Raw genomic sequence first — 26,671 nt, 5'->3', positions numbered from 1 at the left:
CGGCAGGACTGCAACCCCGCAGACGGCCCGACGCAGGCGCGGGCATACGGGATTGGGGGCGGGGAGATGGGGCGGGGCCGGGGGCGTCAGCCGTTCTTTTGCAGGGAGCGGATGACGCTGGAGAAGTCCAGGGCGCCGTTGCCGGCGATGGAGTGCATGGCGTACATGGCGCGGGCCATGCCGCCCAGGGGCGTGGAGGCTTTGACGGCCATGGCGTTTTCCTGGGCCAGGCCCAGGTCCTTGAGCATGAGGTCGGTGCCGAAGCCGCCTGCGTAGTTCTTGGAGGCGGGGGCGTTTTCGTGGACGCCGGGGAAGGGGTTGTATTTTTCCAGGGCCCAGTTGCCGCCCGAGCTGCGGCGCATGATTTCGCTGAGGACCTTGGGGTCCAGGCCGTTGGCCACGCCCAGGGCGATGGCTTCGCTGGTGCCGATCATGAGGATGCCCAGCAGCATGTTGTTGCAGATCTTGGCGGTCTGGCCCGCGCCCACGGCGCCGGCGTGGAAGATGTTGGCGCCCATTTTTTCGAGCAGGGGGCGGGCGCGCTCCAGGTCGGCGTCGCTGCCGCCGACCATGAAGGTGAGGGTGCCAGCAATGGCGCCGCCCGTGCCGCCGGAGACGGGTGCGTCGATGAAGGCGATGCCTGCGGCCTGTGCGGCCTTGGCGACCTTTTGGCTGGTGGCGGCGGCGATGGTGGAGCTGTCGATGATGAGCGCGCCCTTGGCAATGCGCTGCAGCAGGCCGGCTGCGCCGTCACGGCCGAGGAAGAGGCCTTCCACATGCTGGCTGGCGGGCAGCATGGAGACCACGGCTTCTGCTCCCTGCACGGCGTCTTCGGCGCTGGCGGCAATGCTCACGCCCTCTGCAGCGACCTTGGCGCAGGCGTCCTTGGAGAGGTCGAAGGCCTTGACCGTGTGGCCGGCCTTGTGCAGGTTGATGGCCATGGGGCCGCCCATGTTGCCGAGTCCGATGAATGCGATCTGCATGTGCTTGTCTCCTGTGTTGTGAAGCTTGTGGTGTGTCTCAGTGGACCGTGTCGTCGGTATAGTTTTCGCCGGGGTCCATGTCGCCGGTGTCCTTGTCACCGTTCGCAATGTCGGCGCCGCGTTCCTTGAGCAGGGAGCGCAGGATGCCGCGGTGGCAGCGCGCCTCCTGCTCGCAGTAGCAGCCGATGGCAAAGGCGCTGTGCTGCGAGAGGGCGGCCAGCAGGTCCAGGGTGCGGCTGGCGGCGGGCTCGGCCATTTCCTTGCGGAATTTGCGCACGAATTGCTGCCAGAGCTTGTCGGCCTCGGCCTGCTGGCCGTGGTCCTGCAGGCGGTGCGATTCGAGCGCGGTGTGCATGGTGTCGGGCTGGGGCGAGAGTTCGGGGTACCAGACGTCGTAGTAGTCGCGGCTGGCGAATTCGGCCTTGGGCACGCCGCGCGGCGGGCGGCGCACGGTGCCTATGCGCAGGCCTTCATCGGCGTGGCGGGGGCTGCCTAGCTGGACGATGCGGATGGGCATGGGGCTCTCCTGCAAAGGGGGCTTATTCGTCGCCGAAGATGGGGTGCTTGCGTGTGCGGCGCCCGGCCGGGGCGGGCGCCGCTGGCGGGGTCTTTGCGTCGGCGGGCGCGGGTTCGCTGGCTTGGGCCTTGCGCTTTTTCGGGGGCGTGGCCTTGGCGTGGGGGTTGAAGGCCAGGGCCTGGGCAATCCAGTGCTGCCACTGCTGGCGCGTGGCGTAGGCGGCGGGGCCGATGAAGAAGTAGCCGTCCATCTGGCCCTTGGACGATAGCGGGCGCAGCCCCGGCGTCTCGGCCACGGCGGCGTGCTGCGAAGGCGGCAGGCGCACCAGCAGTTCGTCGTCTTCCACGCCCAGGCACAGCTTGCCGTTGACCATGAAGACATGGCAGCCGAACATGCGCTTTTCCTGCACGTCGTCGCAGCCGGCCAAGGCTTCGCGCACGGCGTCTATGAGATGCAGCGTGGTGTCGGAGAGCGGGCGGGCGGGCATGGCGCGGGCTGGATGTGGATGAGTCAGCGGATCATGTCCGGCGCATCGCCTTCCAGCATGCGCCGCGCGATGATGACGCGCATGATTTCGTTCGTGCCTTCGAGGATCTGGTGCACGCGGGCATCGCGCATGAGGCGCTCCAGCGGGTATTCGCGGATGTAGCCGTATCCACCGTGCAGTTGCAGGGCTTCGTTGCAGACCATGAAGCCGGCATCGGTGGCAAAGCGCTTGGCCATGGCGCAGTAGGTGGAGGCGTCGCGCGCGCCGGCATCGAGCTTGGAGGCGGCCAGGCGCACCATCTGGCGCGCGGCCACGAGTTCGGTGGCCATGTCGGCCAGCTTGAACTGCAGGGCCTGGAAGCTGGCAATCGGCTTGCCGAACTGCTTGCGCTCGTGCATGTACTGCTGGGCCTGGGTCAGCGCGCCCTGGGCGGCGCCCACGGAGCAGGTGGCGATGTTGATGCGCCCTCCGTCCAGGCCCTTCATGGCGATCTTGAAGCCTTCGCCCTCGCGGCCCAGCAGGTTCTGGGCGGGAATGCGCACGTTGTCGAAGCTGATGACGCGCGTGGGCTGGCTGTTCCAGCCCATTTTTTCTTCCTTCTTGCCGTAGCTGATGCCGGGCAGGTCGGCGGGCACGGCAAAGGCGGAGATGCCGCTGGCGCCCGAGCCGGCGTCGCCCGTTCTGGCCATCAGCACCAGCATGTCGGTGCTGCCCGCGCCGCTGATGAAGGCCTTGGCGCCGTTGATGATGTATTCATGGCCCGCCAGTTCGGCCCGGGTCTTGAGCGAGCCGGCGTCCGAGCCCGCGCCGGGCTCGGTCAGGCAGTAGCTGGCCAGCTTGCGGCCGCTGGTCAGGGCCTCGCCCCATTCGGCGCGCACGGCGTCGGTGGCCCAGGTGCCCAGCATCCAGGTGGCCATGTTGTGGATGGTGATGAAGGCGGTGGTGGAGGGATCGACGGCGGCCAGTTCCTCGAAGACCATGGTGGCATCCAGGCGCGGCAGTTGCAGGCCGCCTGCGTTCTCGGGCGCGTACAGGCCGCAAAAGCCCAGTTCGCCCGCCTTGGCGATGGCCTCGCGCGGGAAGATGGATTCACGGTCCCAGTGCGCGGCATGGGGCGCGAGTTCGGCCTGGGCAAAGGCGCGGGCCGATTCGGCAAAGGCGCGCTGGTCGTCGTTGAGTTCGAAGTCCATGGCTGGCTTGTCTCCTGCGTTGGGCTCTGGGGCCCTTGTTGTTCTGGGGGTGGCTTTCGGGGCCTGCGGGGGCCTGTCGATACCTGTCGGTGCGTGCGGCGGTCAGTGCTGCAGCCAACGCTCCAGCACCTGCATGCGCTCCTGTGTCGCGGCCGTGAGGCATTCGTGGTACAGGCGCGGGCCTTCAGGCTGGGTTTCGCTGTCGCGCGTGGCGGCCTTGCAGCGTGCCGTGCGGCCCTTGATCCAGCCGTTCTGGTCGTGGCGCAGGCCCGTTCGCTTGCCCTGGGGCAGTTGCTGCATGACGTCCAGGTAGCGGATGTTGAGCGCGGTGTCGGCCTCCTGGAAGGCCTGGACCGCGCAGGCATTGCGGCTGGCGGCGGCGGTGGAGGCCGGGTCGCAGGCTGCACCGGCCTGCGCGTGTAGGGTCAGGGGCAGGGGGGCGGCCAGGATGGTCAGCAAGGCGGCACCCAGGCCCCGGGAGAGGGGGGCGGTCATTGGAAAACGCATACCGCCATCATCCCAGAGCCAGGGCCTGCCCCGGATCAATCCAGGCCCGCCGACCCGTGCATCAGCGCAGGCTGATGGTGGTGTTCACGCCCTGGCTGGTGGTGCTGTCGTCGAACCAGCGCGCCGTGACGGTCTTGGTCTGCGTATAGAACAGCACAACCTGCTTGCCGTAGGGGCCCAGGTCGCCCAGCTTGGAGGCGCGGCTGCCCGTGAAGGAGAACAGCGGAACCGGCACGGGAATCGGCACGTTGATGCCGACCTGGCCCACGTCGATGTCTTCCTGGAACTTGCGCGCCGCAGCGCCCGACTGCGTGAAGATGGCCGTGCCGTTGCCGTTGGGGTTGGCGTTGATGAACTCGATGGCCTCGTCCAGGCTGTCGGCAGCCGCCAGGCACAGCACGGGGCCGAAGATTTCCTGGTCATAGACGCTCATGCCGGGCTTGACGCCGCTGAACACGGTGGGGCCGACGAAGTTGCCCTTGTCGTAGCCGGCCACCTGGGGCTTGCGGCCGTCCAGTTCCAGCTTGGCGCCGTCGGCCAGTCCGCGTTCGATCAGGCTTTCCACGCGCGACAGCGCCGCGCAGGACACCAGCGGGCCCACGTCGGTGCCGGGCTCGGTACCGCCGCTGACCTTGAGGGTCTTGGACTTTTCCACCAGCTCGGGAATCCACTTCTGCGCATCGCCCACCAGCACGGCCACCGACAGCGCCATGCAGCGCTGGCCTGCCGCACCGAAAGCTGCGCCCAGCAGGGCGTTGAGCGTTTGCTCCTTGTTGGCGTCGGGCATGACGATGGCGTGGTTCTTGGCGCCCATCATGCATTGCACGCGCTTGCCGGCCAGGCTGGCGCGGTTGTAGACATGGGTGCCGACCTTGGTGGAACCCACGAAGCTGATGGCCTTGATGTCGGGGTGGTCGCAGATGGCGTTGACCACGTCCTCGCCGCCGTGCACCACGTTCAGCACGCCGGGCGGAATGCCGGCTTCCAGGGCCAGTTCGCACAGGCGCATGGTGACCATGGGGTCCTGCTCGGAGGGCTTGAGCACGAAGGTGTTGCCCGTGGCAATGGCCATGGGGAACATCCACAGCGGAATCATGGCCGGGAAGTTGAAGGGGGTGATGCCCGCGCACACGCCCAGGGGCTGCAGCACGGAATAGGTGTCCACGCCGTTGGCCACGTTGTTGGCCAGCTCGCCCAGCTGCAGCGAGCCGATGTTGGCCGCATGCTCCACCACTTCCAGGCCGCGGAAGACATCGCCCTCCGCGTCAGGCAGGGTCTTGCCCTGTTCGGCGGTCAGCAGCGCGGCCAGCTCCTTCATGTTCTCGCGGATCAGCTGCTGCAGCTTCAGGAAGATGCGGGCGCGCTGGCCGATGGGCGTCTTGCGCCAGGTCTTGAAGGCTTCCTTGGCATTGGCGACGGCGGCGTTGACCTCGTCGGGCGTGGCAAAGGGCACGCGGGCCAGCACTTCCTGCGTGGCCGGGTTGACCACATCGCGCCATTGGGTGCTTTGGGATTCGACCAGCTTGCCGTTGATCAGCAGCTTGACCGTGGGCGCCAAAACCTTGGCGGACGTGGATGCATTCATGGCTTGTCTCCTGTTGCGGTGGTGTCGGCCCGGCATGCCGTGCGCCGGGCGTTCATCGCATGGTAGCTGTGCGGTTTTTCGCAAGCAATGGAGATGTTTGCAGTATGCATGTGCGTTTTTGCACATCGGCATGCCAACTCGGCCACGCCAAAAAACATGGCCTGCGGTGTTCGCAGGCCATTCGGGTTCAGGGCTTGAAGGCTCAGTCCGTACCGGTGGCTGGCAGGCGGTCGTCTGCAGCGGGGCTGGAGTGGTGTACGGCGCGGGCGGCGGGCTTGAGCAGCGGCTCCAGCTTCACGCGGGCGCTGGCACCCAGGCCGGACTCCAGCTTGGTCAGCAGGCGCAAAAGCTCCTGCAGTTCCTCGTCTTCCAGCGGAGAGACCAGGCGGTGGTAGGCCTGGTCCACCAGCGGCACGCTGGCGGCCAGCAGGGCCCGGCCCTTTTCGGTGAGCGTGAGCTGGTGCTGGCGGCGGTCACGCGTGCTCAGCGCGCGGTGCACGTACTCGCGCTCTTCCAGCCCGCGCACCAGGCGCAGCGTGGTCACCTTGTCGAAGCCCATGGCGCGCGCCAGGGAGCTTTGGTCGGAGCCGGGGGAGGCGTCGATTAGCACCAGGGCGCCGTACTGGGGCGGCGTCAGTCCCAGGGGGCGGCATTGCTCTTCAAAAATGCCGACCGAAATCTGGTGGGCGCGCCGCAGCAAAAAGCCAGGGCGCTGATATAGCGGCAGTGGTGCAGGCGTCATCGTGTCCATATGCGTCTAGTATTCTTGCAGAGATGTCCAGTATTCATTCGATTTCCACCAATTGTGCCCATTCTGGTGCATGATTACCATGCGTTTGCATGCTAACTACAAAAGAGGTCTACATGCGAAATTTTGTTGGCAGACGGCAATTTTTGAAGACAAGCGGATTGGGAGTATTGGGTTTACCCGTAGCAGGTGCCATCGCCAGCACCGAGAGTGTGCCTCTGAAATTGATTGTGCCTTTCACTCCGGGGACTGGAATCGACACGATTGCGCGAACGATCGGGCCTTTGCTGGCCAAGCGCCAGGGCCGGCCCGTGGTGGTGGAGAACAAGCCGGGCGCCTCTGGAAATATCGGAACCGAGGCCGTTGTGCGCTCGCCTGCCAATGGCCAGACGCTTTTGGTGACAGTGAATACCCTGGTGATGAACGCATCGCTGTATCCCAAATTGCCATTCAATCCGCTGACGGACCTCGAGCCTGTAACGCTGACCAGCTGGGGGCAGCTGATTTTGGTGACGCCCACGGCCTCCGCCTATCAGACGGCGGCCGATCTGGTGAAGGCGGCCAAGGCCTCGCCGGGCCGCATCAATTACGCATCGCCGGGAGTGGGCACTCCGCACCATATGGCGATGGAGCTTTTCAAGAGCACGGCGGGCGTATCGATCACGCACATCCCTTATCGCGGAACAGGGCCGGCGCTGACGGACCTGCTGGGCGGCCAGGTGGAATGCATGTTCCTGCCCATTCATGTGGCATTGACGCATGTGAAGGCCGACAAGCTGCGCGCGCTGGGCATTGGCAGCCAGCGGCGCCACCCGCTGCTGCCCGATGTGCCCACGCTCAAGGAGGCCAAGGCGGGCGATGTGAACGTGGATATGTGGTACGGCGTGTTTGCGCCGGCCGGCATGCCGGCGGACCAGGTCGATGCCCTCAATCGCGAGATCCGCGCGATTTTGGCGTCGGAGGAAGTCCGGCATGCCTTCGCGCCCCAGGGCATGGATCCGGCCGGCAGCACGCCGGCCGAGTTCAAGGCCCTGGTGCAAAAGGACGCCCGGCGCTGGGCCGATCTGGTCAAGGCGCGGGGGATTACCGCCGAGTAGGCGGGGCGGGCGCCAACAGCGCCCCTGGAGAAAGCATGGAGAGTCAGCGGATGAAAGTAGCGATCGTGGGGGGCGGCATCGCAGGCCTGTGCCTGGCATTGGCCCTGCATCAAAGAGGCATTGCCTGCGAAGTCTTCGAGGCCGTGCCTGAGGTCCGCGAGATCGGCGCGGGCATTACCCTGCTGCCGCATGCCATGCGCGAACTCAGCGACCTGGGCCTGCAGCCGCAGCTGGAGGCCCTGGCGATCGAGAACCTGGAAAGCGTGTTCTTCAACCGCTATGGCCAGTTCGTCTACCGCGAGCCGCGCGGCCGCCATGCCGGCTATGAGCTACCCGAGCTGGGCATCCACCGTGGCCGCCTGCACCGCGTTCTCTTCGAGGCCGCCGTGCAGCGCCTGGGCCCGGGTGCCGTGCACACGGGCCACCGCTGCGTGCGTGTGGACCAGTCGGCCCATGGCGCCACCGTGCATTTCGCGCCGGATGCCCAGGGCCATGTGCCGCCGTCGGCCATGGCCGACATCGTCGTGGCCTGCGATGGCGTCAACTCCGCCGTGCGGCGCCAGTTCTATCCGCAGGAGGAGCTGGCCTTCGGAGGCATCAACACCTGGCGCGGCGTCTCGCGCTTCAAGCCCATCCTCACGGGCAAGAGCTATCTGCGCATCGGCTCGGTCGATACCGGCAAGATGGTGATCTATCCCATCGAGGACAACGTCGATGGCCAGGGCATGCAGCGCATCAACTGGGTGGCCGAGATCCGCGACCCGCAGATGCGCATGAACGACTGGAATCGCGCCGGGCGCATGGAGGATGTGCTGGAGATTTTTGGCGGCTGGAGCTTCGACTGGCTGGATGTGCCGGCCCTGATCCGCTCGGCCGAGACCATCTTCGAGTACCCCATGGTGGACAAGGACCCCGTGGACCAGTGGAGCTTCGGCCGCGTGACCCTGCTGGGCGATGCCGCCCACCCCATGTATCCGCGCGGCTCCAACGGCTCTGCCCAGGCCATGCGCGATGCGCGCGTGCTGGCCGACCTGCTGGCCGCCGATCCGCAGGGCGACCCGCTGGCGCTGCTGGCCGCCTACGAGGCCAGCCGCCTGCCCGCCACCAGCCAGGTGGTGCTGACCAACCGCTCCACGCCGCCCGACTTCATCATCATGAAGGCCGACGAACTCAGTGGCGGCCAGCCCTTCGGCCATATCGACGAGCTGATCAGCCAGGACGAGCTGCGCGCCATTGCCCGCCATTACGAGCAGGTGGCGGGATTTGCGAATCCGCAGTCGCAGGGCTGAGGCAGGCGGCGGGCTCAATCCAGGCTGATATTCGCCTTCTGGATCAGCAGCTTGTACTGGTCCGCCTTGGTCCTGGCGAATTTCTCCATCTCCGGCACTTCCCAGGTGATGGGCTGGAAGGCGAAGGTGGCGAATTTCTCGCGCACCTGCGGGTCCTGCAGCACGGCGACCACGTCGGCGTGGATCTTGTCGCGCAGGGTGGCGTCCACGCCCTTGGGCGCCAGCAGGGAGACGAAGGAGTTCACGATCAGTTCGGCGGGGCCGCCCGATTCGGCCACGGTGGGCACGTCGGGCATCTGGGCGATGCGCTGGGGCGCGGCCACGGCCAGGTAGCGGATCTTGCCGGATTTGTAGATGCCCTGGCTGGAAGGAAGGCTGGCAAAGCTCCAGGCCGGATCGCCATTGGCCACCGAGGTGTAGAGCTGGCTGACCTCGCGGTAGGGCACATGGGTCATCTTGCTGCCGGTCAGGAAGTCCAGCCATTCGCCGCCCAGGTGGCCGGGGCTGCCCACGCCCCAGGAGCCGTAGCTGACCTTGCCGGGCTCGGACTTGGCCGCCTTGATCAGGTCGCCCATGCTCTTCCAGTGCGAGTTCGTGGGCACGGCGACGAAGAAGGGCGTGAGGAACAGCGGCGCCACGGGGTCGAAGTGCTGCAGCGGATGGAAGTTGCGCTGCTTGTAGAGGTAGGGCAGGGCGGATACATGTTCGCTGTCGAGCTGCAGCAGGGTGTAGCCGTCGGGCTTGGCGCGGCGTGCGGCTTCGATGGCGACAAAGCCGCCGCCGCCTGGGCGGTTGTCCACGGTCACACCCTGCTTCCAGCGCGCGGAAAGCTTTTCTCCCACGATGCGCAGCACGGCGTCAGGGCCGCTGCCCACGGCAAAGGCCGTGATCACGGTGACGGGGCGCGTGGGAAAGCTGGCGGCGCTGCTGGAGCCTGCCTGCGCCCAGGCGCAATGCAGCGGGGCGATGGAGGCCAGCAGCAGGGCGGCGCCTGCGAGGGCCTTGCGGCGGGAGGTGGCGGTGCCGAGGCGGCTGGATGGGGATGCTTTCACAGTCTGTCTCCTGTTGGATCTGCTTTTCTCACTGCTTGCAATGCCCCGGTCCTTCTGGCGAGGACTCGGGGCGGGTTAGGGCTGCCGGCAAAGGTGCGGCGGGGTTCAGGCGAGGTTCAGCCGGCGTCAGGCTGGGCCAGGGGCGCGGCCTGCGCAAAGGCGGGCAGGGCCGCGCAGGCCCTGTCCACTGCGCTGATCAGCGGCCAGCGGTCCAGGTCCACGCCAAAGCGGCGTGCGCTTTCGATCTGGGGAACCAGGTAGACATCGGCCAGCGTGGGTGCGTGGCCGAAGCAGAAGTCGCCGCGCCGCGTGTCGCGGGCCAGCAGGGCTTCGATGGCGTCGAAGCCGTCGGCAATCCAGGTGGCGCACCAGGCATTGATGGCGGCTTCGTCCGCACCGAACTGGCGGCGCAGGGTCTGCAGGATGCGGCGGTTGTTGATGGGATGCACGTCGCAGCCCACGATGGCGGCCAGCGCGCGCACCTGGGCGCGGTCCTCGGGGTCGGCGGGCAGCAGCGGCGGCTCGGGGTGGCGCTCTTCCAGCCATTCGATGATGGCCGGCGACTGGATCAGCGTGCGGCCATCGTCCAGCGTCAGCGCCGGCACCAGGCCCTGCGGGTTGACCTTCTTGAACGGCGCCTGGGCCTGCTCGTCCACGCGCAGGTCCACGGGGAAGTAGTCAGGGCGCAGGCCCTTGAGGTTGAGCGCGATGCGCAGGCGGTGCGAGGTGCCGCTGCGGAAAAAGCTGTAGAGCTTCATGGTGGTGGTCTCCCCGGTCTTATTCAGGCTGGCCCACGGTGAGCGCGATCTCGCCCACGCCCTGCACATGGCCGGTGATGCGGTCGCCCGGCAGCACGGCGCCAACGCCTTCGGGCGTGCCCGTGTAGATCAGGTCGCCGGGCTGCAGGTGATAGAACAGCGAGAGGTCGGCAATGATTTCGCGGATGTTCCAGATCAGCTTGTCCACGTCGGACTGCTGCCTGGTCTCGCCATTGACGGCCAGTGCAATGGCGCCGGATTCGATCACCTGGCCCGGCATGGGCACGATCTCGCTGGCTACCGAGGACTGCTCCACATCCTTGCCCAGGTCCCAGGGCCGGCCCTTGTCGCGCGCCACCAGCTGCAGGTCGCGGCGCGTCATGTCCAGCCCGCAGGCGTAGCCGTAGATGTGTTCATGCGCCTGGTCCGCCGCAATGCGAAAACCCGCCTTGCCGATGGCCACCACCAGTTCCATCTCGAAGTGGTAGTTGTTCGTCTCGGGCGGGTAGGCCACGGTGGCTCCCGATTCGGTCAGCGTGGACGGCGCCTTGGTGAAGTAGAAGGGCCGCTCCACGCTCTTGTCCACCGGGCGGCCCATCTCGACGGCATGGGCGTGGTAGTTGCGGCCCACGAAGAACAGGCGGTTCACGGGCAGGCGCTGCGTGCTGCCGCGCACGGGCAGGGATTGGACGGGGGGCGGGGTCCAGAGGTATTGGGGGGCGGTCATGGTATTGGCGATGGGGGAGTAAAGAGACATCGGATGATTCAAGGCCGGACTTCGTAGAGGCCCAGCTTTCGGTGCAAAGGCGCCTCGTCGGCCAGGAAGAGGAAGGCGGGCTCGCTGGCGCTGGCATTGGCCAGCGTGGCGGGCGCCCAGCCGGGCACGCAGCAGGTGTCGGCCGGGGCCAGGTCGAAGTGGCGGTCCACGGCGGCCACGCTGGCGCCGCCCTCGATGACATGGAACACGCAGGCCGGCGAGCGCGCGGGCAACTGCAGCGTCTGGCCCGGGCGCAGCATCAGCGCGTAAAAGCCCAGGATGTTTTCGCAGTCGGCCCCGGTCTCGGGGTTGGTGTAGGCCAGCTGCACGCAGTCCAGGTCCGGCCTGTCGGCGGCCAGCTCCAGCAGGGCGGCACGCGCATCCTTCCATGGGTAGCGCAGCATGGGGTAGGCCTTGGCGCTGCGGGCGAACACCTGCGTGGGTGCCAGGCCGCCGCGCGCATACGCCCGGTCGCCACGGCCGGGCAGGGCGGGCTGGCGCGGGCCGTCCACGTGGTAGGTGACTTCCAGGTAGTAGGCCAGGGGCAGGTCCAGCACATCGAGCCAGACCACGGGCTCGTCGCCGTCATGGCCATGCTCGTGCCACAGGCCCGTGGGCGTGAGGATCAGGTCGCCGCGCTCCATGGGGCATTTCTCGCCGTCGACCAGGCTCCAGGCGCCCTGGCCTTCCACCACCATGCGCACGGCATTGGGCGTGTGGCGGTGCGAGGGCGCCCACTCGCCGGGCAGCAGCAGCTGCATGCCCAGGTAGATGGAGGAGCTGGCCTGCATCTTCTCCAGCCCATGGCCGGGGTTGGCCAGCACCAGCACGCGGCGCTCGGCCTTTTCGATGGGCGTCAGCTCGCCCGCCTGCATGAGCAGCGGGCGGATGGACTGGTACGGCCAGGCAATCGGCTGGGTGCGCGGGCGCGGCGTGTGCGGCGGCATCACGTTGCGCAGGCTGGGCCACAGCGGCACCAGGTTGTTGCGCGCGAGTTCGTCGCGGTAGTCCTGGGGCAGGTCTTCCAGGCGGCCAAGTTCTTGCATGGCGGTCTCCTTGTGTTCAGTCTTCGGCGAGGCAGGTTTCGGCCTTCCAGCCGTAGAGCCATTCCATGGCGTCGTAGAAACGCTGGGGCGTGCGGCCCTTCCAGAGGTCGTTGCGCACCAGGCGCTCCACGCCGCTGGCGTGGAAGATGCGGCCCATCTCGCGCGCGGACAGCACCACGCGCGCCGTGCGGGCAATGCGCGAGCGCTCGTACAGCCGCAGCGCCTGCGGCCAGTCGTTGCCGCAGTGCTTGAGCGCCTGGCCCAGCGTCACCGCGTCTTCCAGCGCCATGCAGGCGCCCTGGGCGATGTACTGCAGGGTGGGGTGTGCGGCATCGCCCAGCAGCGTGGCGCGGCCGAAGCTCCACTGGCCAATGGGCTCGCGGTCGGCCGTGGCCCAGCGCTTCCAGCTTTTGGGCAGGTCTATGAGCTGGCGGGCGCGCGGGCAGCAGTCGCTGTAGTAGCTTTGCACCTCTTGGCGGCTGCCTTCGCGCACGCCCCATTCCTCCTGCTCGCGGCTGTGGAAGGTGACGACCACGTTGTACTGCTCGCCGCCGCGCAGCGGGTAGTGCACCAGGTGGTAGTTGGGGCCGACCCAGATGCTGGCCGCGTTCCAGCGCAGGTCTTCGGGGAAGTCGTTCTTCTCCACCACGGCGCGGTACACCACGTGGCCGGAGACACGCGCCGCATCGCCCACGTACTGCTGGCGCACCACGGACTTCACGCCATCGGCGCCGATCAGGGCCTGGCCCACATGGACCTGGCCGTGCTGGTCGCGCACGGTGACGGTGTCGCCCTCCTGCTGCACGGCTTCGATGCGGGTGCCCGTTAGCGTCTCGATTTGGCCGTGGGTGCGCGCGCCTTCGAGCAGCGAGGTGTGGATGTCGGCGCGGTGGATCACCGCATACGGGTTGCCGAAGCGGGCGCGAAACGCCTCGCCCGTGGGAATGCGGCCGACCAGCCGCTCATCGAGCGCGTCGTGCATCACCATCTCGTCGGTATAGACCGCGCGGCCACGGGCCAGCTCGCCAATGCCCAGCGCGTCGAAGGCCGCGAATGCGTTGGGCCCCAGTTGTATGCCGGCGCCGATCTCGCCCAGCTGCGGCGCCTGCTCCAGCACCTTGACGGCGAATCCCTGGCGCGCCAGGGCCAGCGCGGCCGCCACGCCGCCAATGCCGCCGCCTGCCACAAGAACGGGCAGCGCCCGGGAAGAAATGCTGGTGTTCATAGATGTCCTGTGTTTCGTGGTGCGTGTCGCCAGCCTGCGGGTCAGCTGCGTCGCGACTAATTAAACAGTATGCTGATTATGAGTGTAGTGTTGATTTGCATCAGGCCAGCCTGGGGTTTCCCTGGATGCAGGCCAAACGGTGGTGGACAGCGTGTCCGGGTGAATCACCTGTCCGCGAGCCAACGCCAACGGAGGGCGCGGTTCATGCGAACATCTGCGCTTGCCCGCAGGGACCCGGAAAAGAGCGCAATGGCCATGGACTACCAACCCGCAGAACTAGAAAACTACCCCGGCTACCACATCCGCCGCCTGCAGCAGATCGCGGTAGCCGTCTTCATGGAAGAGACCCAGGAATTCGGCGTGACCCCCGTGCAGTACGCGGCGCTGTCTGCCGTGCTGCGCCAGCCCGGCGTGGACCAGCGCACGCTGGCGCGGATGATCGGCTTCGATACCTCGACCATTGGCAGCGTCATCGACCGTCTGGAGGCGCGCGGCCTCATGGTGCGCAACACCAGCCCGGCCGACCGGCGCGTGCGCCTGCTGTCGGTCACCGCAGAAGGCGCCGCGCTGCTGGCCGCTGCCGAGCCCTCGGTGCTGCGGGCCCAGCAGCGCATGCTGGAGCCGCTGCCGCAGGAGCAGCGGGGCCTGTTCATGGACATGATGGCCGTCCTGGTGCGGCAAAACGACGAGCTGGCGCGTGCGCCCAGCACGCTGGCCGCGCGCCGCGCCGCTGCCGACTGAGGCGGCCTCGACCCATGGACTGGGACCATCTGAGATTCTTTGGCGAGCTGGCGCGCAGCGGCAGCATGGCCGCCGCCGCGCGGCAACTGGGCGTGGAGCACACCACGGTGTCGCGCCGCATCCAGGCCCTGGAAAAGCAGCTGGGGGCCGTGCTCTTCGAACGCGAAGCGGGCCAATGGCGGCCCACGGAGGCCGGCCGACAGTTGCTGGGCGTGGCAGACGCCATGCAGCGCGCCGCAGCCGGGCTGGAGCGCATGCCGCTGGCGGCCGAATCCGCCAGCCAGGGCCCGTCCGGCCTGGTGCGCGTGGGCGCCACGGAGGGCTTCGGCACCCAGCTGCTGGCCCCGCAGCTGGCCGCGCTGACGCAGCGCCATCCGCTGCTGAGCATCGACCTGCTGGCCCTGCCGCGCCTGCTGCACCTGTCGCGGCGCGAGGCCGACATCGTCATCTCTCTGGAGCGCCCCACGCGCGGCTCGGCCGTGGTCACCAAGCTCACGGACTACCGGCTGTTCCTCTACGGCCAGCGCGAATACCTTGCGCGCCGTCCGCTGGTGGCGCGCACCGAGGACCTGCGCCACCACAGCTTCATCCACTACGTGGACGACCTGCTGTTCACGCGCGAGCTGCAGCTGCTGTCCACCCTGTTCCAGCCCGAGCGATTTGCCTTTCGCAGCACCAGCATCACCGCCCAGTACGAGGCCGTGCGCGCCGGCGCCGGCCTGGCCGTGCTGCCCGCCTTCATCGCCGACCGCGACCCCGTGCTCAGCCGCGTGCTGCCCGCCGAGGCCTGCTTCACCCGCACCTTCTGGATGAGCATGCCCTCGGATGCCCGGCAGGTTCAGCGCATCGAGGCGGTCTGGGGGTTTCTGAGGGAGGCTGTGCAGGGGATGCGGGAACTGCTCAGTCCCCGGAGTTGATGCAAGAGGGCCTAACTGCAGGCGGGGTAAGCATCAGCTAATAACGGGAGTCGTTATTATTGATCCATGATCCTCGATTTCAGATGTGCAGACACCCAGGCATTGATGCTTGGCAAGCGCGTTGCGCGGTTCGCCAACCTGGAGGTCGCTGCCATGCGCAAGCTTGTGCAGCTGAACGCAGCGACCTCCCTGGAGTTCCTGCGCATTCCGCCAGGCAACAGACTGGAGGCTCTTCAAGGAAGCCGCAGGGGCCAGTACAGCATTCGGATCAATGAGCAATGGCGCCTTTGCTTCGTCTGGGCAGATGGCCATGCCAGCCAGGTCGAGATCGTGGATTACCACTGAAAGGACTACAACATGACCCGCGAAGTCAAATGGCCGCACCCAGGAGAAATCCTGATGCAGGAGTGGCTCGAACCCATGGGCCTGAGCCAGTACGCGTTGGCAAAGGCCATCGATGTGCCGCCTCGGCGCATCAACGAGATCGTGAAGGGCATGCGCGGCATCACGGCGGATACGGCGCTGCGCCTTGCGGTCTTCTTTGGCACGGACGCGCAAAGCTGGCTCAACCTGCAGTCCGACTACGACCTTGCCGAAGCCCGCGATGCCATGGCGGACGTGCTGGCGCGAATCCAGCGGTTTGAGCCCACGCATCCCTGAGCGACCTCAGGACGCCCTCTGCCGTCCGCAGCATGATGCGTCTCCGGCGGTGGTTTGCCCCTGCCGCTATACTGCCCGCCCCGAATCTCGTCATCCGACAGCAGGATCTTCCGGCATGCGCCTCCAAGCCCTTTTGCGTCCACTGGTGTACCTGAGCCTGGCGGGGCTGGCCGCTTGCGGCAGCAACCCGCCCAGCCCCTCGGCGGCCACGCCCGAGTCCACGCCCACCGTGCCGGGCACACCCGTGGCCCCCATCAGGATCGGTCTGGCCCTGGGCGGCGGGGCCGTGAAGGGCTTTGCCCACATCGGCGTCATCAAGATGCTGGAAGCCAATGGCCTTGCGCCTGCGGTGGTGTCCGGCACCAGCGCGGGCAGCGTGGTGGGGGCGTTGTATGCGGGCGGCATGAACGCCTTCGATCTGCAGGAAAAGGCCGTGGCGCTGGATGAGACCAGGATCCGCGACCTGCAGCTGTCCTCGGGCGGCCTGCTGGTGGGCCAGAAGCTGGAAGACTATGTGAACGAACAGGTGGGCCGCAAGCCGCTGGAGCAACTGGCCAAGCCCTTCGTGGCGGTGTCCACGCGGCTGGAAGACGGCGAGCGCACCGTGTTCGCGCGCGGCAATACGGGGCAGGCGGTGCGTGCCTCCAGCAGCATTCCGGGTGTGTTCCAGCCCGTGGCCATCGGCAAGTTCCACTTCGTCGATGGCGGCATCACCAGCCCCGTGCCCGTGGACGCCGCGCGCCAGCTGGGCGCCGATCTGGTGATCGCCGTGGACATCTCCAACAAGGCCCGTGGCAAGGCGCCCGAGAACATGCTGGGCGCCCTGGGCCAGTCCATTGCCATCATGGGCCAGAAGCTGGGCCAGGCAGAGCTGGCCCGCGCCGACATCACCATCCGCCCCAAGGTGCTGGACATCGGCCCGGCCGACTTCACCCAGCGCGCCAGCGCCATTCTTGAAGGCGAAAAGGCCGCCGTGGCCGCCATGCCCCAGATCCGCGAGCGCATCGCCCAGCTGCAGGCCGAGCGCGCCAAGGCCGCGAAGCTGGCGCAGCAAAAGGCGGCCGAAGCCCAGCACCAGGCCTGCCTGGACCAGCGCTCGCGCATGCAGAAGCTGGCGGAGATGGCGGGGATGGACGGCGCCTGCGCCAGTCCTTGACGGGGTTCAAGGCAGGGCGAATCATGCCGGTGTCATGACGAATGAAAAGAACGGGCTTCGACTGGTGAAGCCATGCGGATCGCGGGCATGTGTAACGACATAATGCAGGCTTCCGTTCCGTGTCCTTTCTTCACTGATACAAGCCGCCGCCATGGAAATAGTGCCGCAAGCGAGCCAGTCGAACAGCGAGCCTGATGATCACGACAAGGGTTCAATACCCAATGAGGCGAAATTCTTTCAGAACACCAAACGTACTGAACGCGCCTTGCTTCAAAAAATCGAGGGTTTGAATGTTTCCGCTGATGCGAAGGCCATCCTGGCCAATCTGCTGCGCTTGTCATCGCAGGTCGGACGCCGACTGGTGCGCATCGGGCGGAAGATTCTTGATCTCATCTTTCTTACGCTAGACCAGTTCCCCACCTTGGCATTCGCCACAGCGGTTGCCTTGGTGGTCGGTGCATTGTTGAGCGCAGTACCGCTGATAGGAACATTGCTTGGAGCGTTGTTGAGCCCGCTGGCGATTGCATTGGGCATTGCCTACGGAGCCAAGAAAGAGATGGATTTTCCAGATCTGCAAGACAGGATCCGCCTGTTTGTTGCGCAATTCCAAGCGGCGCTGGCATGAAGCAAATCCATGAAATTTCCAGCGAAAATTTCACTCTGGACGGTGTGGAGCAGGTTGTTGCCGAGCCGCTGCGGTTCAAGGCAAAGTTGGCGATTGGAGAGAACGCCTATCGCTCTTTGCGAATGGTCAACCGGGGCCGTGAGCTGTGGGATGTTCTGGGGGCTGCTGGAACTGGCGCGGCAGTCGCCAAGTCGAGTCTGGTGGCTTCAACATTCTTTGCGCCATCTGGGCTATTGGGCGCAATCGGTATTGGAACCGCTGCCACACCGCTTGGGTGGGTCGCTTTTGCTGCATTGGCCTCGGGAGGCGCTTGCTATGGGCTCTATCGCATGTTTTCCAACAGCCGTGGATCTCGGGTCATTGAGATCCCCAAATTCCTGAATACGCCTCTCGATGTGCTTGCCTTGTCGTTGTTCGACCTGATTGCACCGCTTGCCCTACGAATTGCCGCTATGGGCGGAAAAATCGACCAAGAACAGCGCAGCGTGCTGGTGGAGCATTTGGTGGAAGAGTGGGGGTTTGACCCGAATTTCGTCGGTCAGGCGGTCCCGCTGCTGGAAAGCCAACTTGGACAGGGTCAGCCGCAGGACGTTGCCCAAGAGCTTGCCACCTTCCTCCACGCCAACCCGGACTGCAATCATTTGGCGATCGCTGCCGATCTGGGTGACTTTCTAAGGTCTCTGCTGGAGACGGGCAAACCACTTTCAGAGTCTGAACACACGTTGCTGAATGCCTGCATTGCCACGCTTTCGCAAGTTCCGGAGGGGGGGATGTCCAAGGCTTGGGCTCAGGCCCACCTCCGGGCCGGACAAGTTGCCGACGGCGTCGGCGGTACGCTGAGGGAAGCCAGCAAGAATTTGCCCAGCATGGAAGAGTTGCGCGATGCTGCCGACTCGACAGTTAACCAGGTCCGGCAATCTGCCCTGCGAGTGGGTACGTTGGCGAGCCAGGTTTTGCCAGAGCCCGCGCAACTGAAGGAGGCGGCAAGACGATCACTTGCGCTGGGTAAAGCAGGCGTGGACAGAATCAAAAACCGCCTTTCCCGGTAGTTGCTGTCCTTGCTGCGGTTCTACCTCTTGCCTGGACGTAGCTTGGAGGCCCTGCGCTGTTGTCAGTGCCGAGAGCGATTCATGTCCGTCGTTCATTCATACACCGGATACCGACGGCACAGCTCCGTCACCTGATCGCGCACCTGCGCCGCCACCTTGGCAAAGCGGGCGCCTTCCTGCGCGTCCAGCGCATCGAGCACATCGCACAGCCAGCCGGCCAACTGCTTGCACTGCGCCTCGCCGAAGCCGCGCGTGGTGACGGCGGGCGTGCCTATGCGCAGGCCCGAGGTCACGAAGGGCGAGCGCGGGTCGTTGGGCACGGTGTTCTTGTTGGTGGTGATGTGCGCCTCGCTGAGCGCGGCGTCGGCGTCCTTGCCGGTGTAGCTGCGGTCGGACAGGTCGATCAGCATCAGGTGGTTGTCCGTGCCGCCCGAGACGATGCGGTAGCCGCGCTGCTGGATCACGGCGGCCATGGCGCGGGCGTTGGCCAGCACCTGGCGCTGGTAGGCCTGGAAGCCGGGCTGCAGCGCCTCCTTGAAGGCGACGGCCTTGGCGGCGATCACATGCATCAGCGGCCCACCCTGCACGCCGGGGAACACGGCCGAGCTCAGGCGGCGGTTGAAGGTTTCGTCCTGTCCCTTGGACAGGATCAGGCCGCCGCGCGGGCCGCGCAGCGTCTTGTGCGTGGTGCTGGTGACCACATGCGCGTGGGGCAGTGGGCTGGGGTATTCGCCCGCAGCCACCAGGCCTGCGACATGGGCCATGTCCACCCAGAACACGGCCCCCACCTTGTCGGCAATGGCGCGCATGCGGGCCCAGTCCTTGTGGCGCGAGTAGGCAGAGAAGCCGCCGATGAGCATGCGGGGCCGGTGCTCCAGGGCGATGCGCTCCATCTCGTCGTAGTCGATCAGGCCCGTGGCGGGGTCCAGGCCGTAGGGGACGATGCGGTAGTGGCGGCCCGAGAAGTTGGACGGGTTGCCATGCGTCAGGTGGCCGCCCTGGGCCAGGTTCATGCCCATGACGGTGTCGCCGGGCTGGGCCAGCGCCAGGAACACGGCGGCATTGGCCTGGGCGCCGGCATGGGGCTGCACGTTGGCGTAGTCGCAGTCGAACAGCGCCATGGCGCGTTCCACGGCCAGGCGCTCGGCCACGTCCACGTTCTCGCAGCCGCTGTAGTAGCGCTTGCCGGGGTAGCCCTCGGCGTACTTGTTGGTGAAGACCGAGTTCTGCACCGCCATCACCAGCGGGCTGGCGTAGTTTTCGGAGGCGATGAGTTCCACATGGTCTTCCTGGCGGCGTTTCTCGCTCTGGATGGCCTTGGCCAGCTGCAGGTCGAAGTCGGCCAGGGTCAGGGATGCGTCGTACATGGGTGAATGGTTCCTGTATTGGGGCAAGGGCTGTAGGGAGCGATGGTCATGCAGCCGCCAGCTGGCCTGCGGCGGGCGCGCCTGCCTGCGCGGCGCTGGCCGGCTCCAGCAGGCAGGCCACGCGGGCGACGATGTCGTCGATCTGGCGCTCGTCGCATATCAGCGGCGGCAGCAGGCGGATGGTGGATTCGCGCGTCACCGTGATCAGCAGGCGCTGCTGGGCCAGCGCGCGGCCCACCAGGTCCTGGCAGTTGCGGTTCAGCTCGATGCCCACCATCAGGCCCTGGCCGCGCACGGCCAGCACGTCGGGGTGGCCGTGCAGCGCCTGCTGCAGGCCGTTGAGCAGGCGCCGGCCCAGTTGCTTGGCGCGGCCGGGGATGTCCTCGCTCTCCATGATGTCCAGCACCGTGCAACCCACGCGGCAGGCCAGCGGGTTGCCGCCAAAGGTGGAGCCATGCTGGCCGGGCGAGATCAGGTCGGCCGCAGGCCCGCGCGCCAGGCAGGCACCGATCGGAATGCCGTTGCCCAGGGCCTTGGCCAGGGTCATGACATCGGGGGCGATGCCCGCATGCTGGTGGCCGAACCAGGCGCCGGTGCGTCCCAGGCCGGTCTGGATCTCGTCCAGCATCAGCAGCCAGCCGTGCCGGTCGCACAGGCTGCGCAGCTGGCGCAGGTAGTCGGGGCTGGCCAGGCGGATGCCGCCTTCGCCCTGCACGGGCTCGATCAGCACGGCCACGATGTCCCCATGCTGGGCGGCGGCGTGGTGCACGGCCGCGATGTCGTCATAGGGCACGCGCACGAAGCCCGGCATCAGCGGCTCGAAGCCGCGCTGCTTGGCCGGGTTGCCCGTGGCCGACAGCGTGGCCAGCGTGCGGCCGTGAAAGCCGTTGTCCATCACCAGGATCTGCGGCCGCGCCACCTGCCTGCGGTGGCCGTGCAGGCGCGCCAGCTTGAGCGCGGCCTCGTTGGCCTCGGCGCCCGAGTTGCAGAAAAATGCCGTCTCCATGCCGGCCAGGGCGCACAGGCGCTGGCCCAGGCGTTCCTGCCAGTCGATGCGGAACACGTTGGAGGTGTGCAGCAGCAGGCCGGCCTGCTCGGCGATCACGGTGGCAATCTCCGGGTGCGCGTGGCCCAGGGCGGTCACGGCCACGCCGGCAATGGCGTCCAGGTATTCGGTGCCGTGCTCGTCCCATAGCCGGGCCCCACGGCCACGAATGAAGGACACGGGCTGGCGGGCATAGGCCTTCATCAGGCGGGAATCAAGGGGTTGCATGGCTTTTTGCATGTCAAGGTCCTCAAGCGGGGTCAGGGTTGAATCGAAAAGGGTGGCGAGGGGGCGCGTTCATGGCAGCGTCAGGGCGGCGGGATCAGGGCCGCCTGCGGGCCAGTAGAAGCTGTCCGGCTGGGCGCGGGCGCCGAAGATGGCCTGGCCCACGCGCACCACGGTGGCGCCTTCCTCTATGGCGATCTCGAAGTCGCCGGACATGCCCATGGACAGCTCATCCAGCGAGATGCCCGCCGGCGCGCCCTGGCGCAGCTGGTCGCGCAGGCTGCGCAGCAGCACGAAGCACTGGCGCACGCGCTCGGCCTCGCTGGAGAACAGGGCCAGCGTCATCAGGCCGCGCACGCGCAGCGCACTGAAGGCGGGCAGGGCCTGGAGGAATCCCTGCACCTCGTCGGGCGGCAGGCCGTACTTGCTGGCCTCGCCCGAGGTGTTGACCTGCACGAACACGTCCAGCGCCCGGCCTTCGGCCTGCAGGCGGCGGTCCAGCGCCTCGGCCACGCGCAGGTTGTCCAGCGCCTGGAACTCGCTGGCAAAGCGTGCCACGAGCTTTGCCTTGTTGGTCTGCAGGTGGCCGATGACGGACCACTGCAGATCGGCCAGGTCCTGCATGGCCTCCCATTTGCCGAAGGCTTCCTGCACCTTGTTCTCGCCCAGCATGCGGCAGCCCGCCGCGTGTGCCAGGCGCAGGCTGGATTCGGGCTTGGTCTTGCTCACGGGCAGCAGGCGCACGCTGGCCGGGTCGCGCCCTGCGCGGCGGCAGGCAGCGGTCATGCGCGCGTGCACGGTAGCCAGGTTGTGCCGGAAATCGTCCACCGTCTCGGCCTGGGGGTAGCGGCCGTGCTGGTCGTGGCGGGTCAGGGTGTCGGCGGCTTGGGCGGTGCCGCCGGTGGTGTCTTGTGTCGCAAGCATGGTTTCAGCTCCTTTTGATGGCGGCATCGGCAGCCGGCACGTTGCCGGTGCCCTCCCCGCTGCGGGCGGCCCGGCGCGGCCACTGGCCGTTGAGCACGGCATGGGCCACCAGGCCGATGACCAGGCCCCAGAAGGCGCCGCCTATGCCCAGCATGGAAATGTTGGCGGCGGCGGCCAGGAAGGTGATCAGCGAGGCCTCGCGGGTTTTGGCGTCGGCCAGCGCATTGGCCAGGCTGCCGCCGATGGTGCCCAGCAGCGCCAGGCCCGCCAGCGTGGTGATGAAGGTGGCCGGGAACGCCATGAACACGGCCGCCAGCGTGACGCCGAACACACCCACCAGGATGTAGAACACGCCCGCAGCGATACCTGCGATCCAGCGCCTGGACGGCTCTTCATGCGCCTCCTTGCCCGTGCAGATGGCGGCTGTGATGGCGGCGATGTTGAAGGCGTGCGAGCCGAACGGCGCCATCAGCAGCGAGCCCAGGCCCGTCAGCGTGACGATGGGGTTGGCGCTGGTCCTGAAGCCGTCGTTGCGCAGCACCAGCATGCCGGGCATGTACTGGCCGGTCAGCGTGATCAGGAACAGCGGCAGGGCCACGCTGAGCAGGGCGTTGAGCGTGAACTCGGGCCGCGTGAACACGGGCGCCGCGAATTGCAGCTGCAGCCCGGACAGGTCCACACGGTCCTGCGCCAGCAGGAACGCCAGGCCCAGCGCCAGGATGCCGACCACCGCATAGCGCGCCGTGAGCCGCTTGAGCAGAACGTAGGCCACGATCAGCAGGCCGGCCAGCACCGGGTCCACGCTCATGCCGCCAAAGGCCTTGATGCCGAACTGCAGCAGGATGCCCGCCAGCAGGCCCGAGGCCACGCCGGGCGGAATCAGCCGGATCACGCGCTCGAACCAGCCCGACAGTCCCAGCACCACGAAGGCCGCGGCCGACACCACATAGGCGCCCACGGCCTCGGCATACGGCGTGGTGGCCAGGGCCGTCACCAGGAAGGCGGCGGCCGGCGTGGACCAGGCCGTGATGATGGGCTCGCGCGAGAGCCAGCTGAGCACCAGCCCGGTGACGCCCACGCCAATCGAAATAGACCACACCCACGAAGCCGTGAGTTCCGGGCTCAGGCCGGCCACCTTGGCGGCCTGGAACACCAGGATGAAGGTGCCGCCGTAGTTGACGATGACCGAGATCAGCCCGGCCACCACGGGGTGGATGAGGTCGCTGAAGCGAAGGGGTGAGTGTGTGTCTGATGAAGGCATGGTCTTCTCGTTTTCCTTGGGGGTTGGATTCCTGGCTGTCTGGTGAAAGGGGTATTTGAGCGCCGAAGTGGACTGAATGATCCATACACTTCGCTCTCTTGTTGCAGACCACTTTGCAATGGGCGCGCAGCATTTGCGTCAGTACAATGGCCTGCCAAAGAGGTGCAATGAGATGAAAGGCGGCAGACCGCATGAGCAAGACCTTCGAGCTTGAGACCCTGAAGATCCGCATGGGAGATGCCGACCTGCGCCAGCTGGACCTGCACCAGCGGGTGCAGCGCGCCATGCGTGCGCTGATCCTGGATGGGGCGCTGCTGCCGGGCCTGAAGCTGCCGGCCACGCGCTCGCTGGCCGACTCGCTGGGCATTGCCCGCGACACGGTGGAGAACGCCTACACCCAGCTGCACCGAGACGGCTTCATCGTGCGGCGCCAGGGATCGGGCAGCTATGTCTCCGAGACCATCGGCACCGAGCTGCGGGGCCGGGCGGCGCGGCGCGGCCGCTTGCCCGAGCACGAGCGCAGCGCCCATGCGGCCGGTGCTGCCGGTGCCATAAGGGCCGGTGCCGGCCTGAGCCGGCGCGGCCAGGCCATTGTTGACGGCGGCGGCATCGCCGACCAGCAGACCATTCGGGCCTTTGCCACTGGCCTGCCCGAGACGCGCACTTTTCCCACCGATGTCTGGGAGCGGCTGCAGCGGCAGGCTCTCAAGGACTACCGGGCCAGCGTCCTGCTGCACGGCGACCCGCAGGGCGCAGAGCCGCTGCGCAAGGCCATTGCCACCTATCTCAACCTGGAGCGCGGCGCCAAGGTGGAGGCCGGGCAGATCTTGGTGCTCAGCAGCACGCGGCAGGCGCTGTTCCTGTGCGCGCAGCTGCTGGTGGATGCGGGCCGGCCCATCCTGCTGGAGAACCCGGGCTACTTCGGCGCCCGCAAGGCCTTCGAGTCGGCCGAGGCCAAGGTCCTGCCCATCGACGTGGACGCGCAAGGCATTCGCACCGACCTGCTGCACGCCGACCGCAGCGGCGCCACCTGCGTCTATGTCACGCCATCGCACCAGTACCCCACGGGCGTCACCATGCAACTGGAGCGGCGGCTGGACCTGATCCGCTGGGCATTCGAGCGCGGGCGCTGGATCATCGAGGACGACTACGACAGCGAATTCCACTACGACGGCATGCCCACCGCCTGCGTGCAAGGCCTGGACAAGCACGCGCGCACCATCTACATCGGCACCTTCGGCAAGACCCTGTACCCGGGCCTGCGCATGGGCTACATGGCCTTGCCGCAGGAGCTGGTGCGCGCCTTTGTCCAGGCGCGCAGCATCATGGACGGGCACACGCCCCAGATCCAGCAGCTGACGCTGGCGCGCTTCATGGAGGACGGCCACTACAACTCCCATGTGCGGGCCATGCGCAAGCTGTATGCGGGGCGGCGCGAGGTCATCCTCGAATCCATAGGCAGGCACCTGGCCGGCATCGTCACCGCGCCACGGCCCCAGGGCGGCATGCAGGTGCCCTGTCTGCTGGAGCCCGGCTGGTCCGAGGAAGACACCATCCGCCGCGCCGCCGCGGCCGGCGTGCTGCTGCAGGGGCTCAGCCGCCTGTACGCGGGCGAGCAGCGGCAGCCGGGCTGGCTGCTGGGCTATGCCTCGCTCACGGCCTACGAGATCGAGGCCGCCGTGCTGCGCCTGGCCAACGCGCTGCGAAAACCCTGACAGGTTGGGAGACGCCGGACGCTGCATGCCTCAGTAGGGCAGGGGAAAGCGCCCGGTCAGGTCGGACACGCCTTCGTGGATGGACTTGAGCGTGCGCGCGTTCATGGTGCCGCTGCGTATGCCGCCCAGCGTGGCAAGAATCATGTCGCCGATCTCGCGGAACTCGTCGGCGCCCATGCCGCGCGTGGTGCAGGCCGCGCTGCCCACGCGGATGCCCGAGGTCACCAGCGGCCGCGCGCCATCGCCGGGCACGGCGTTCTTGTTGACCGTGATGCCGATCTGCTCCAGCGCCGTTTCGGCGGCCTTGCCCGTCAGCTCCCAGGGGCGCAGGTCGATCACGCCCAGATGGCAGTCCGTGCCTGCGGACACCACGGACAGCCCGCCCTGCGACAGCCGGTCGCACAGCACGCGGGCGTTGTCCACCACGGCCCGCGCATAGGTACGGAAGGCGGGCTTGAGCGCCTCGCCCAGCGCCACCGCCTTGGCCGCCACCACATGCATCAGCGGCCCGGACTGCAGGCCCGGAAACACGGCGGCGTCTATGCGCCTGGCGATCTCGGCGTCGGCCGAGAGGATCATGCCGCCGCGCGGCCCGCGCAGCGTCTTGTGCGTGGTGGTCGTGGTCACATGGGCGTGCTCCACGGGCGAGGGGAACACGCCCGCGGCCACCAGCCCCGCCACGTGCGCGATGTCGGCCATGAAGATGGCGCCCACCCGGTCGGCAATGCGCCGGAACTCGGCCCAGTCCATCTGCCGTGAATAGGCCGAGCCTCCGGCAATGATGAGCCTGGGCCGCTCCTTCAGCGCAATGCGCCGCACCTGGTCCATGTCGATGAGTTGGGAGCGGGCGTCCACCTCGTAGCTGATGGACTGGAACCACTTGCCCGACACGCTCACGCTGGAGCCATGCGTCAGGTGCCCGCCCGAGCGCAGGTCCAGCCCCATGATCTTGTCGCCGGGCTCCAGGAACGCCAGGTACACGCCCTGGTTGGCCTGGCTGCCCGAGTGCGGCTGCACGTTGGCGTGCGCGCAGCCGAACAGCGCCTTGGCACGCGCAATGGCCAGGTTCTCCACGGCATCGGCATTGGCGCAGCCGCCGTAGTAGCGCACGCCGGGATAGCCCTCGGCGTATTTGTTGGTCAGCACCGAGCCCTGCGCCTCCATCACCGCGCGGCTCACGAAGTTTTCAGAGGCAATCAATTCAATCGAACGCGCCTGCCGTGTCCGCTCGGCCGCTATGGCGTCCCAGGCCTCGCTGTCCGCGTGTTGGAGTTCCAGGGAATTGATTCTGGGGAGCGATAAATCGTCCATGTCGCATTGGCTGTCTTGGAGGCGCTGAAGCACGGGAATCGGCAGCGCCCGGATTATGGAAGGATTTGGAAACCAGGGCGCATCGGTAATGGGCAGTCTACAAAGTGCAGCGGCCTTGATTCCGACCATGTTTCAGCGGGTGAGCAGACCAATTAAGGTGGCATGCCAATGTAAGCCGTTGAAAAAAGCGGTCTGGTTCATTGGCGAAAATAGGTCTGTTTGAATCCACGCTCTCTCCATAGAATTCGCCGCCAGACGTTGAAAGTCATGAGATCCAATACCGCCAGGAATCATCCGCAATCTGCAGTCGGGGAGATTGATTCAAGGTGGAATATGACAGAGTGAAGAAATCCATGACAACGTATCTGCCATCTGCAGCGTCAATTGCAGTGCCATTTGCGGCGCCATTGGTGATTGCGGCAGATGGAGAAAGC

The 26,671-nt window shown here is 66.9% G+C and carries 27 protein-coding genes; 10 read left to right on the top strand and 17 right to left on the bottom strand.

Features of this window, described 5'->3' with window-relative positions:
• Positions 1–86: 86 nt before the first annotated feature.
• The 7 genes from mmsB to ACF8NF_RS20325 all read right to left on the bottom strand — a co-directional run bounded on the left by mmsB (position 87) and on the right by ACF8NF_RS20325 (position 6,011).
• Positions 87–983 (bottom strand): 3-hydroxyisobutyrate dehydrogenase, encoded by an 897-nt coding sequence (gene mmsB, locus ACF8NF_RS20355; RefSeq protein WP_047219002.1) that lies wholly within the window; start codon positions 981–983, stop codon positions 87–89.
• Between the two features lie 37 nt (positions 984–1,020).
• Complete coding sequence (locus tag ACF8NF_RS20350) at positions 1,021–1,500, bottom strand: DUF488 domain-containing protein (RefSeq protein ID WP_016446002.1); 480 nt, start codon at positions 1,498–1,500, stop codon at positions 1,021–1,023.
• A 22-nt stretch (positions 1,501–1,522) separates the two neighbouring features.
• Entirely contained in the window at positions 1,523–1,987 is a 465-nt protein-coding gene (locus ACF8NF_RS20345) for a TfoX/Sxy family protein (RefSeq protein WP_016446003.1), read from the bottom strand.
• A gap of 23 nt (positions 1,988–2,010) precedes the next feature.
• A complete protein-coding gene (locus ACF8NF_RS20340; protein ID WP_016446004.1) occupies positions 2,011–3,177 on the bottom strand; it encodes an acyl-CoA dehydrogenase family protein in 1,167 nt (388 codons plus the stop codon).
• Between the two features lie 102 nt (positions 3,178–3,279).
• Positions 3,280–3,684, bottom strand: coding sequence for a lysozyme inhibitor LprI family protein (locus tag ACF8NF_RS20335; protein ID WP_392451152.1), 405 nt, complete (start codon positions 3,682–3,684; stop codon positions 3,280–3,282).
• Positions 3,685–3,745: 61 nt separating this feature from the next.
• Positions 3,746–5,269 (bottom strand): CoA-acylating methylmalonate-semialdehyde dehydrogenase, encoded by a 1,524-nt coding sequence (locus tag ACF8NF_RS20330; protein WP_012205523.1) that lies wholly within the window; start codon positions 5,267–5,269, stop codon positions 3,746–3,748.
• A 202-nt stretch (positions 5,270–5,471) separates the two neighbouring features.
• Complete coding sequence (locus ACF8NF_RS20325; protein WP_227468525.1) at positions 5,472–6,011, bottom strand: MarR family winged helix-turn-helix transcriptional regulator; 540 nt, start codon at positions 6,009–6,011, stop codon at positions 5,472–5,474.
• A 122-nt stretch (positions 6,012–6,133) separates the two neighbouring features.
• On the opposite strand from ACF8NF_RS20325, the gene ACF8NF_RS20320 reads away from it, so the two are divergent.
• Positions 6,134–7,114 carry a tripartite tricarboxylate transporter substrate binding protein gene (locus ACF8NF_RS20320; protein ID WP_392451151.1) on the top strand — a complete coding sequence of 327 codons (981 nt, stop codon included), beginning with the start codon at positions 6,134–6,136 and terminating at the stop codon, positions 7,112–7,114.
• Between the two features lie 50 nt (positions 7,115–7,164).
• Positions 7,165–8,403, top strand: a complete 1,239-nt coding sequence (locus tag ACF8NF_RS20315) for a flavin-dependent oxidoreductase (protein ID WP_392451150.1) — start codon at positions 7,165–7,167, stop codon at positions 8,401–8,403.
• 14 nt (positions 8,404–8,417) lie between these two features.
• On the opposite strand, the gene ACF8NF_RS20310 is transcribed toward ACF8NF_RS20315, so the two are convergent.
• The 5 genes from ACF8NF_RS20310 to ACF8NF_RS20290 all read right to left on the bottom strand — a co-directional run bounded on the left by ACF8NF_RS20310 (position 8,418) and on the right by ACF8NF_RS20290 (position 13,241).
• Positions 8,418–9,455, bottom strand: coding sequence for a Bug family tripartite tricarboxylate transporter substrate binding protein (locus tag ACF8NF_RS20310; RefSeq protein WP_392451149.1), 1,038 nt, complete (start codon positions 9,453–9,455; stop codon positions 8,418–8,420).
• A 116-nt stretch (positions 9,456–9,571) separates the two neighbouring features.
• Positions 9,572–10,213, bottom strand: coding sequence for a maleylacetoacetate isomerase (maiA, locus tag ACF8NF_RS20305; RefSeq protein ID WP_392451148.1), 642 nt, complete (start codon positions 10,211–10,213; stop codon positions 9,572–9,574).
• 19 nt (positions 10,214–10,232) lie between these two features.
• Positions 10,233–10,940 carry a fumarylacetoacetate hydrolase family protein gene (locus ACF8NF_RS20300; RefSeq protein ID WP_034393430.1) on the bottom strand — a complete coding sequence of 236 codons (708 nt, stop codon included), beginning with the start codon at positions 10,938–10,940 and terminating at the stop codon, positions 10,233–10,235.
• 38 nt (positions 10,941–10,978) lie between these two features.
• Positions 10,979–12,016 (bottom strand): cupin domain-containing protein, encoded by a 1,038-nt coding sequence (locus ACF8NF_RS20295; protein WP_047218633.1) that lies wholly within the window; start codon positions 12,014–12,016, stop codon positions 10,979–10,981.
• A gap of 16 nt (positions 12,017–12,032) precedes the next feature.
• Positions 12,033–13,241, bottom strand: coding sequence for a 3-hydroxybenzoate 6-monooxygenase (locus tag ACF8NF_RS20290; protein ID WP_392451147.1), 1,209 nt, complete (start codon positions 13,239–13,241; stop codon positions 12,033–12,035).
• A gap of 204 nt (positions 13,242–13,445) precedes the next feature.
• Here ACF8NF_RS20290 and ACF8NF_RS20285 point away from each other — a divergent pair, with 204 nt between their 5' ends.
• The 7 genes from ACF8NF_RS20285 to ACF8NF_RS20255 all read left to right on the top strand — a co-directional run bounded on the left by ACF8NF_RS20285 (position 13,446) and on the right by ACF8NF_RS20255 (position 18,389).
• Positions 13,446–13,982 (top strand): MarR family winged helix-turn-helix transcriptional regulator, encoded by a 537-nt coding sequence (locus tag ACF8NF_RS20285; protein WP_012205532.1) that lies wholly within the window; start codon positions 13,446–13,448, stop codon positions 13,980–13,982.
• 14 nt (positions 13,983–13,996) lie between these two features.
• The gene (locus ACF8NF_RS20280) at positions 13,997–14,899 is read left to right on the top strand and encodes a LysR family transcriptional regulator (protein ID WP_063326189.1); all 903 of its coding nucleotides are present in this window, start codon (positions 13,997–13,999) and stop codon (positions 14,897–14,899) included.
• A gap of 66 nt (positions 14,900–14,965) precedes the next feature.
• On the top strand, positions 14,966–15,244 hold the full coding sequence (locus tag ACF8NF_RS20275; RefSeq protein ID WP_047218636.1) for a type II toxin-antitoxin system RelE/ParE family toxin: 279 nt from the start codon (positions 14,966–14,968) through the stop codon (positions 15,242–15,244).
• 12 nt (positions 15,245–15,256) lie between these two features.
• The gene (locus ACF8NF_RS20270) at positions 15,257–15,559 is read left to right on the top strand and encodes a HigA family addiction module antitoxin (protein WP_043791964.1); all 303 of its coding nucleotides are present in this window, start codon (positions 15,257–15,259) and stop codon (positions 15,557–15,559) included.
• Between the two features lie 115 nt (positions 15,560–15,674).
• The gene (locus ACF8NF_RS20265) at positions 15,675–16,715 is read left to right on the top strand and encodes a patatin-like phospholipase family protein (RefSeq protein ID WP_392451146.1); all 1,041 of its coding nucleotides are present in this window, start codon (positions 15,675–15,677) and stop codon (positions 16,713–16,715) included.
• 151 nt (positions 16,716–16,866) lie between these two features.
• Positions 16,867–17,340 carry a hypothetical protein gene (locus tag ACF8NF_RS20260; protein ID WP_133073333.1) on the top strand — a complete coding sequence of 158 codons (474 nt, stop codon included), beginning with the start codon at positions 16,867–16,869 and terminating at the stop codon, positions 17,338–17,340.
• Positions 17,337–18,389 (top strand): hypothetical protein, encoded by a 1,053-nt coding sequence (locus tag ACF8NF_RS20255; RefSeq protein ID WP_203399398.1) that lies wholly within the window; start codon positions 17,337–17,339, stop codon positions 18,387–18,389. The genes ACF8NF_RS20260 and ACF8NF_RS20255 overlap by 4 nt, the downstream gene beginning before the upstream one ends.
• Before the next feature lie 92 nt (positions 18,390–18,481).
• Here the strand turns inward: ACF8NF_RS20255 and glyA are convergent, their stop codons facing one another.
• The 4 genes from glyA to ACF8NF_RS20235 form a co-directional block, all read right to left on the bottom strand.
• A complete protein-coding gene (gene glyA, locus ACF8NF_RS20250) occupies positions 18,482–19,756 on the bottom strand; it encodes a serine hydroxymethyltransferase (RefSeq protein ID WP_392451145.1) in 1,275 nt (424 codons plus the stop codon).
• Positions 19,757–19,802: 46 nt separating this feature from the next.
• Positions 19,803–21,029 carry an aspartate aminotransferase family protein gene (locus tag ACF8NF_RS20245; RefSeq protein ID WP_392451144.1) on the bottom strand — a complete coding sequence of 409 codons (1,227 nt, stop codon included), beginning with the start codon at positions 21,027–21,029 and terminating at the stop codon, positions 19,803–19,805.
• 69 nt (positions 21,030–21,098) lie between these two features.
• Positions 21,099–21,950 carry a YggS family pyridoxal phosphate-dependent enzyme gene (locus ACF8NF_RS20240; RefSeq protein ID WP_392451143.1) on the bottom strand — a complete coding sequence of 284 codons (852 nt, stop codon included), beginning with the start codon at positions 21,948–21,950 and terminating at the stop codon, positions 21,099–21,101.
• A gap of 4 nt (positions 21,951–21,954) precedes the next feature.
• Positions 21,955–23,211 carry a benzoate/H(+) symporter BenE family transporter gene (locus ACF8NF_RS20235; protein ID WP_392451142.1) on the bottom strand — a complete coding sequence of 419 codons (1,257 nt, stop codon included), beginning with the start codon at positions 23,209–23,211 and terminating at the stop codon, positions 21,955–21,957.
• Positions 23,212–23,402: 191 nt separating this feature from the next.
• On the opposite strand from ACF8NF_RS20235, the gene ACF8NF_RS20230 reads away from it, so the two are divergent.
• Positions 23,403–24,926, top strand: a complete 1,524-nt coding sequence (locus ACF8NF_RS20230; protein ID WP_392451141.1) for a PLP-dependent aminotransferase family protein — start codon at positions 23,403–23,405, stop codon at positions 24,924–24,926.
• Positions 24,927–24,956: 30 nt separating this feature from the next.
• Here ACF8NF_RS20230 and ACF8NF_RS20225 read toward each other — a convergent pair whose 3' ends face one another.
• The gene (locus ACF8NF_RS20225) at positions 24,957–26,237 is read right to left on the bottom strand and encodes a serine hydroxymethyltransferase (protein WP_174538920.1); all 1,281 of its coding nucleotides are present in this window, start codon (positions 26,235–26,237) and stop codon (positions 24,957–24,959) included.
• Positions 26,238–26,671: the final 434 nt, after the last annotated feature.

Source organism: Delftia sp. WSY_22, assembly GCF_043104185.1.
In the GTDB taxonomy this organism is placed as follows: domain Bacteria; phylum Pseudomonadota; class Gammaproteobacteria; order Burkholderiales; family Burkholderiaceae_C; genus Comamonas; species Comamonas tsuruhatensis.
This window is presented reverse-complemented; position numbering and strand designations above follow the sequence as displayed.

Coding starts and splice junctions, on each gene's coding strand:
- glyA (WP_392451145.1), bottom strand. CDS start 19,756: ATGTACGACGCATCCCTGACCCTGGCCGACTTCGACCTGCAGCTGGCC.
- ACF8NF_RS20285 (WP_012205532.1), top strand. CDS start 13,446: ATGCGAACATCTGCGCTTGCCCGCAGGGACCCGGAAAAGAGCGCAATG.
- ACF8NF_RS20315 (WP_392451150.1), top strand. CDS start 7,165: ATGAAAGTAGCGATCGTGGGGGGCGGCATCGCAGGCCTGTGCCTGGCA.
- maiA (WP_392451148.1), bottom strand. CDS start 10,213: ATGAAGCTCTACAGCTTTTTCCGCAGCGGCACCTCGCACCGCCTGCGC.
- ACF8NF_RS20230 (WP_392451141.1), top strand. CDS start 23,403: ATGAGCAAGACCTTCGAGCTTGAGACCCTGAAGATCCGCATGGGAGAT.
- ACF8NF_RS20245 (WP_392451144.1), bottom strand. CDS start 21,029: ATGCAACCCCTTGATTCCCGCCTGATGAAGGCCTATGCCCGCCAGCCC.
- ACF8NF_RS20330 (WP_012205523.1), bottom strand. CDS start 5,269: ATGAATGCATCCACGTCCGCCAAGGTTTTGGCGCCCACGGTCAAGCTG.
- ACF8NF_RS20260 (WP_133073333.1), top strand. CDS start 16,867: ATGGAAATAGTGCCGCAAGCGAGCCAGTCGAACAGCGAGCCTGATGAT.
- ACF8NF_RS20275 (WP_047218636.1), top strand. CDS start 14,966: ATGATCCTCGATTTCAGATGTGCAGACACCCAGGCATTGATGCTTGGC.
- ACF8NF_RS20225 (WP_174538920.1), bottom strand. CDS start 26,237: ATGGACGATTTATCGCTCCCCAGAATCAATTCCCTGGAACTCCAACAC.
- ACF8NF_RS20280 (WP_063326189.1), top strand. CDS start 13,997: ATGGACTGGGACCATCTGAGATTCTTTGGCGAGCTGGCGCGCAGCGGC.
- ACF8NF_RS20350 (WP_016446002.1), bottom strand. CDS start 1,500: ATGCCCATCCGCATCGTCCAGCTAGGCAGCCCCCGCCACGCCGATGAA.
- ACF8NF_RS20345 (WP_016446003.1), bottom strand. CDS start 1,987: ATGCCCGCCCGCCCGCTCTCCGACACCACGCTGCATCTCATAGACGCC.
- ACF8NF_RS20320 (WP_392451151.1), top strand. CDS start 6,134: ATGCGAAATTTTGTTGGCAGACGGCAATTTTTGAAGACAAGCGGATTG.
- ACF8NF_RS20255 (WP_203399398.1), top strand. CDS start 17,337: ATGAAGCAAATCCATGAAATTTCCAGCGAAAATTTCACTCTGGACGGT.
- ACF8NF_RS20270 (WP_043791964.1), top strand. CDS start 15,257: ATGACCCGCGAAGTCAAATGGCCGCACCCAGGAGAAATCCTGATGCAG.
- mmsB (WP_047219002.1), bottom strand. CDS start 983: ATGCAGATCGCATTCATCGGACTCGGCAACATGGGCGGCCCCATGGCC.
- ACF8NF_RS20300 (WP_034393430.1), bottom strand. CDS start 10,940: ATGACCGCCCCCCAATACCTCTGGACCCCGCCCCCCGTCCAATCCCTG.
- ACF8NF_RS20325 (WP_227468525.1), bottom strand. CDS start 6,011: ATGACGCCTGCACCACTGCCGCTATATCAGCGCCCTGGCTTTTTGCTG.
- ACF8NF_RS20335 (WP_392451152.1), bottom strand. CDS start 3,684: ATGCGTTTTCCAATGACCGCCCCCCTCTCCCGGGGCCTGGGTGCCGCC.
- ACF8NF_RS20290 (WP_392451147.1), bottom strand. CDS start 13,241: ATGAACACCAGCATTTCTTCCCGGGCGCTGCCCGTTCTTGTGGCAGGC.
- ACF8NF_RS20295 (WP_047218633.1), bottom strand. CDS start 12,016: ATGCAAGAACTTGGCCGCCTGGAAGACCTGCCCCAGGACTACCGCGAC.
- ACF8NF_RS20340 (WP_016446004.1), bottom strand. CDS start 3,177: ATGGACTTCGAACTCAACGACGACCAGCGCGCCTTTGCCGAATCGGCC.
- ACF8NF_RS20235 (WP_392451142.1), bottom strand. CDS start 23,211: ATGCCTTCATCAGACACACACTCACCCCTTCGCTTCAGCGACCTCATC.
- ACF8NF_RS20240 (WP_392451143.1), bottom strand. CDS start 21,950: ATGCTTGCGACACAAGACACCACCGGCGGCACCGCCCAAGCCGCCGAC.
- ACF8NF_RS20265 (WP_392451146.1), top strand. CDS start 15,675: ATGCGCCTCCAAGCCCTTTTGCGTCCACTGGTGTACCTGAGCCTGGCG.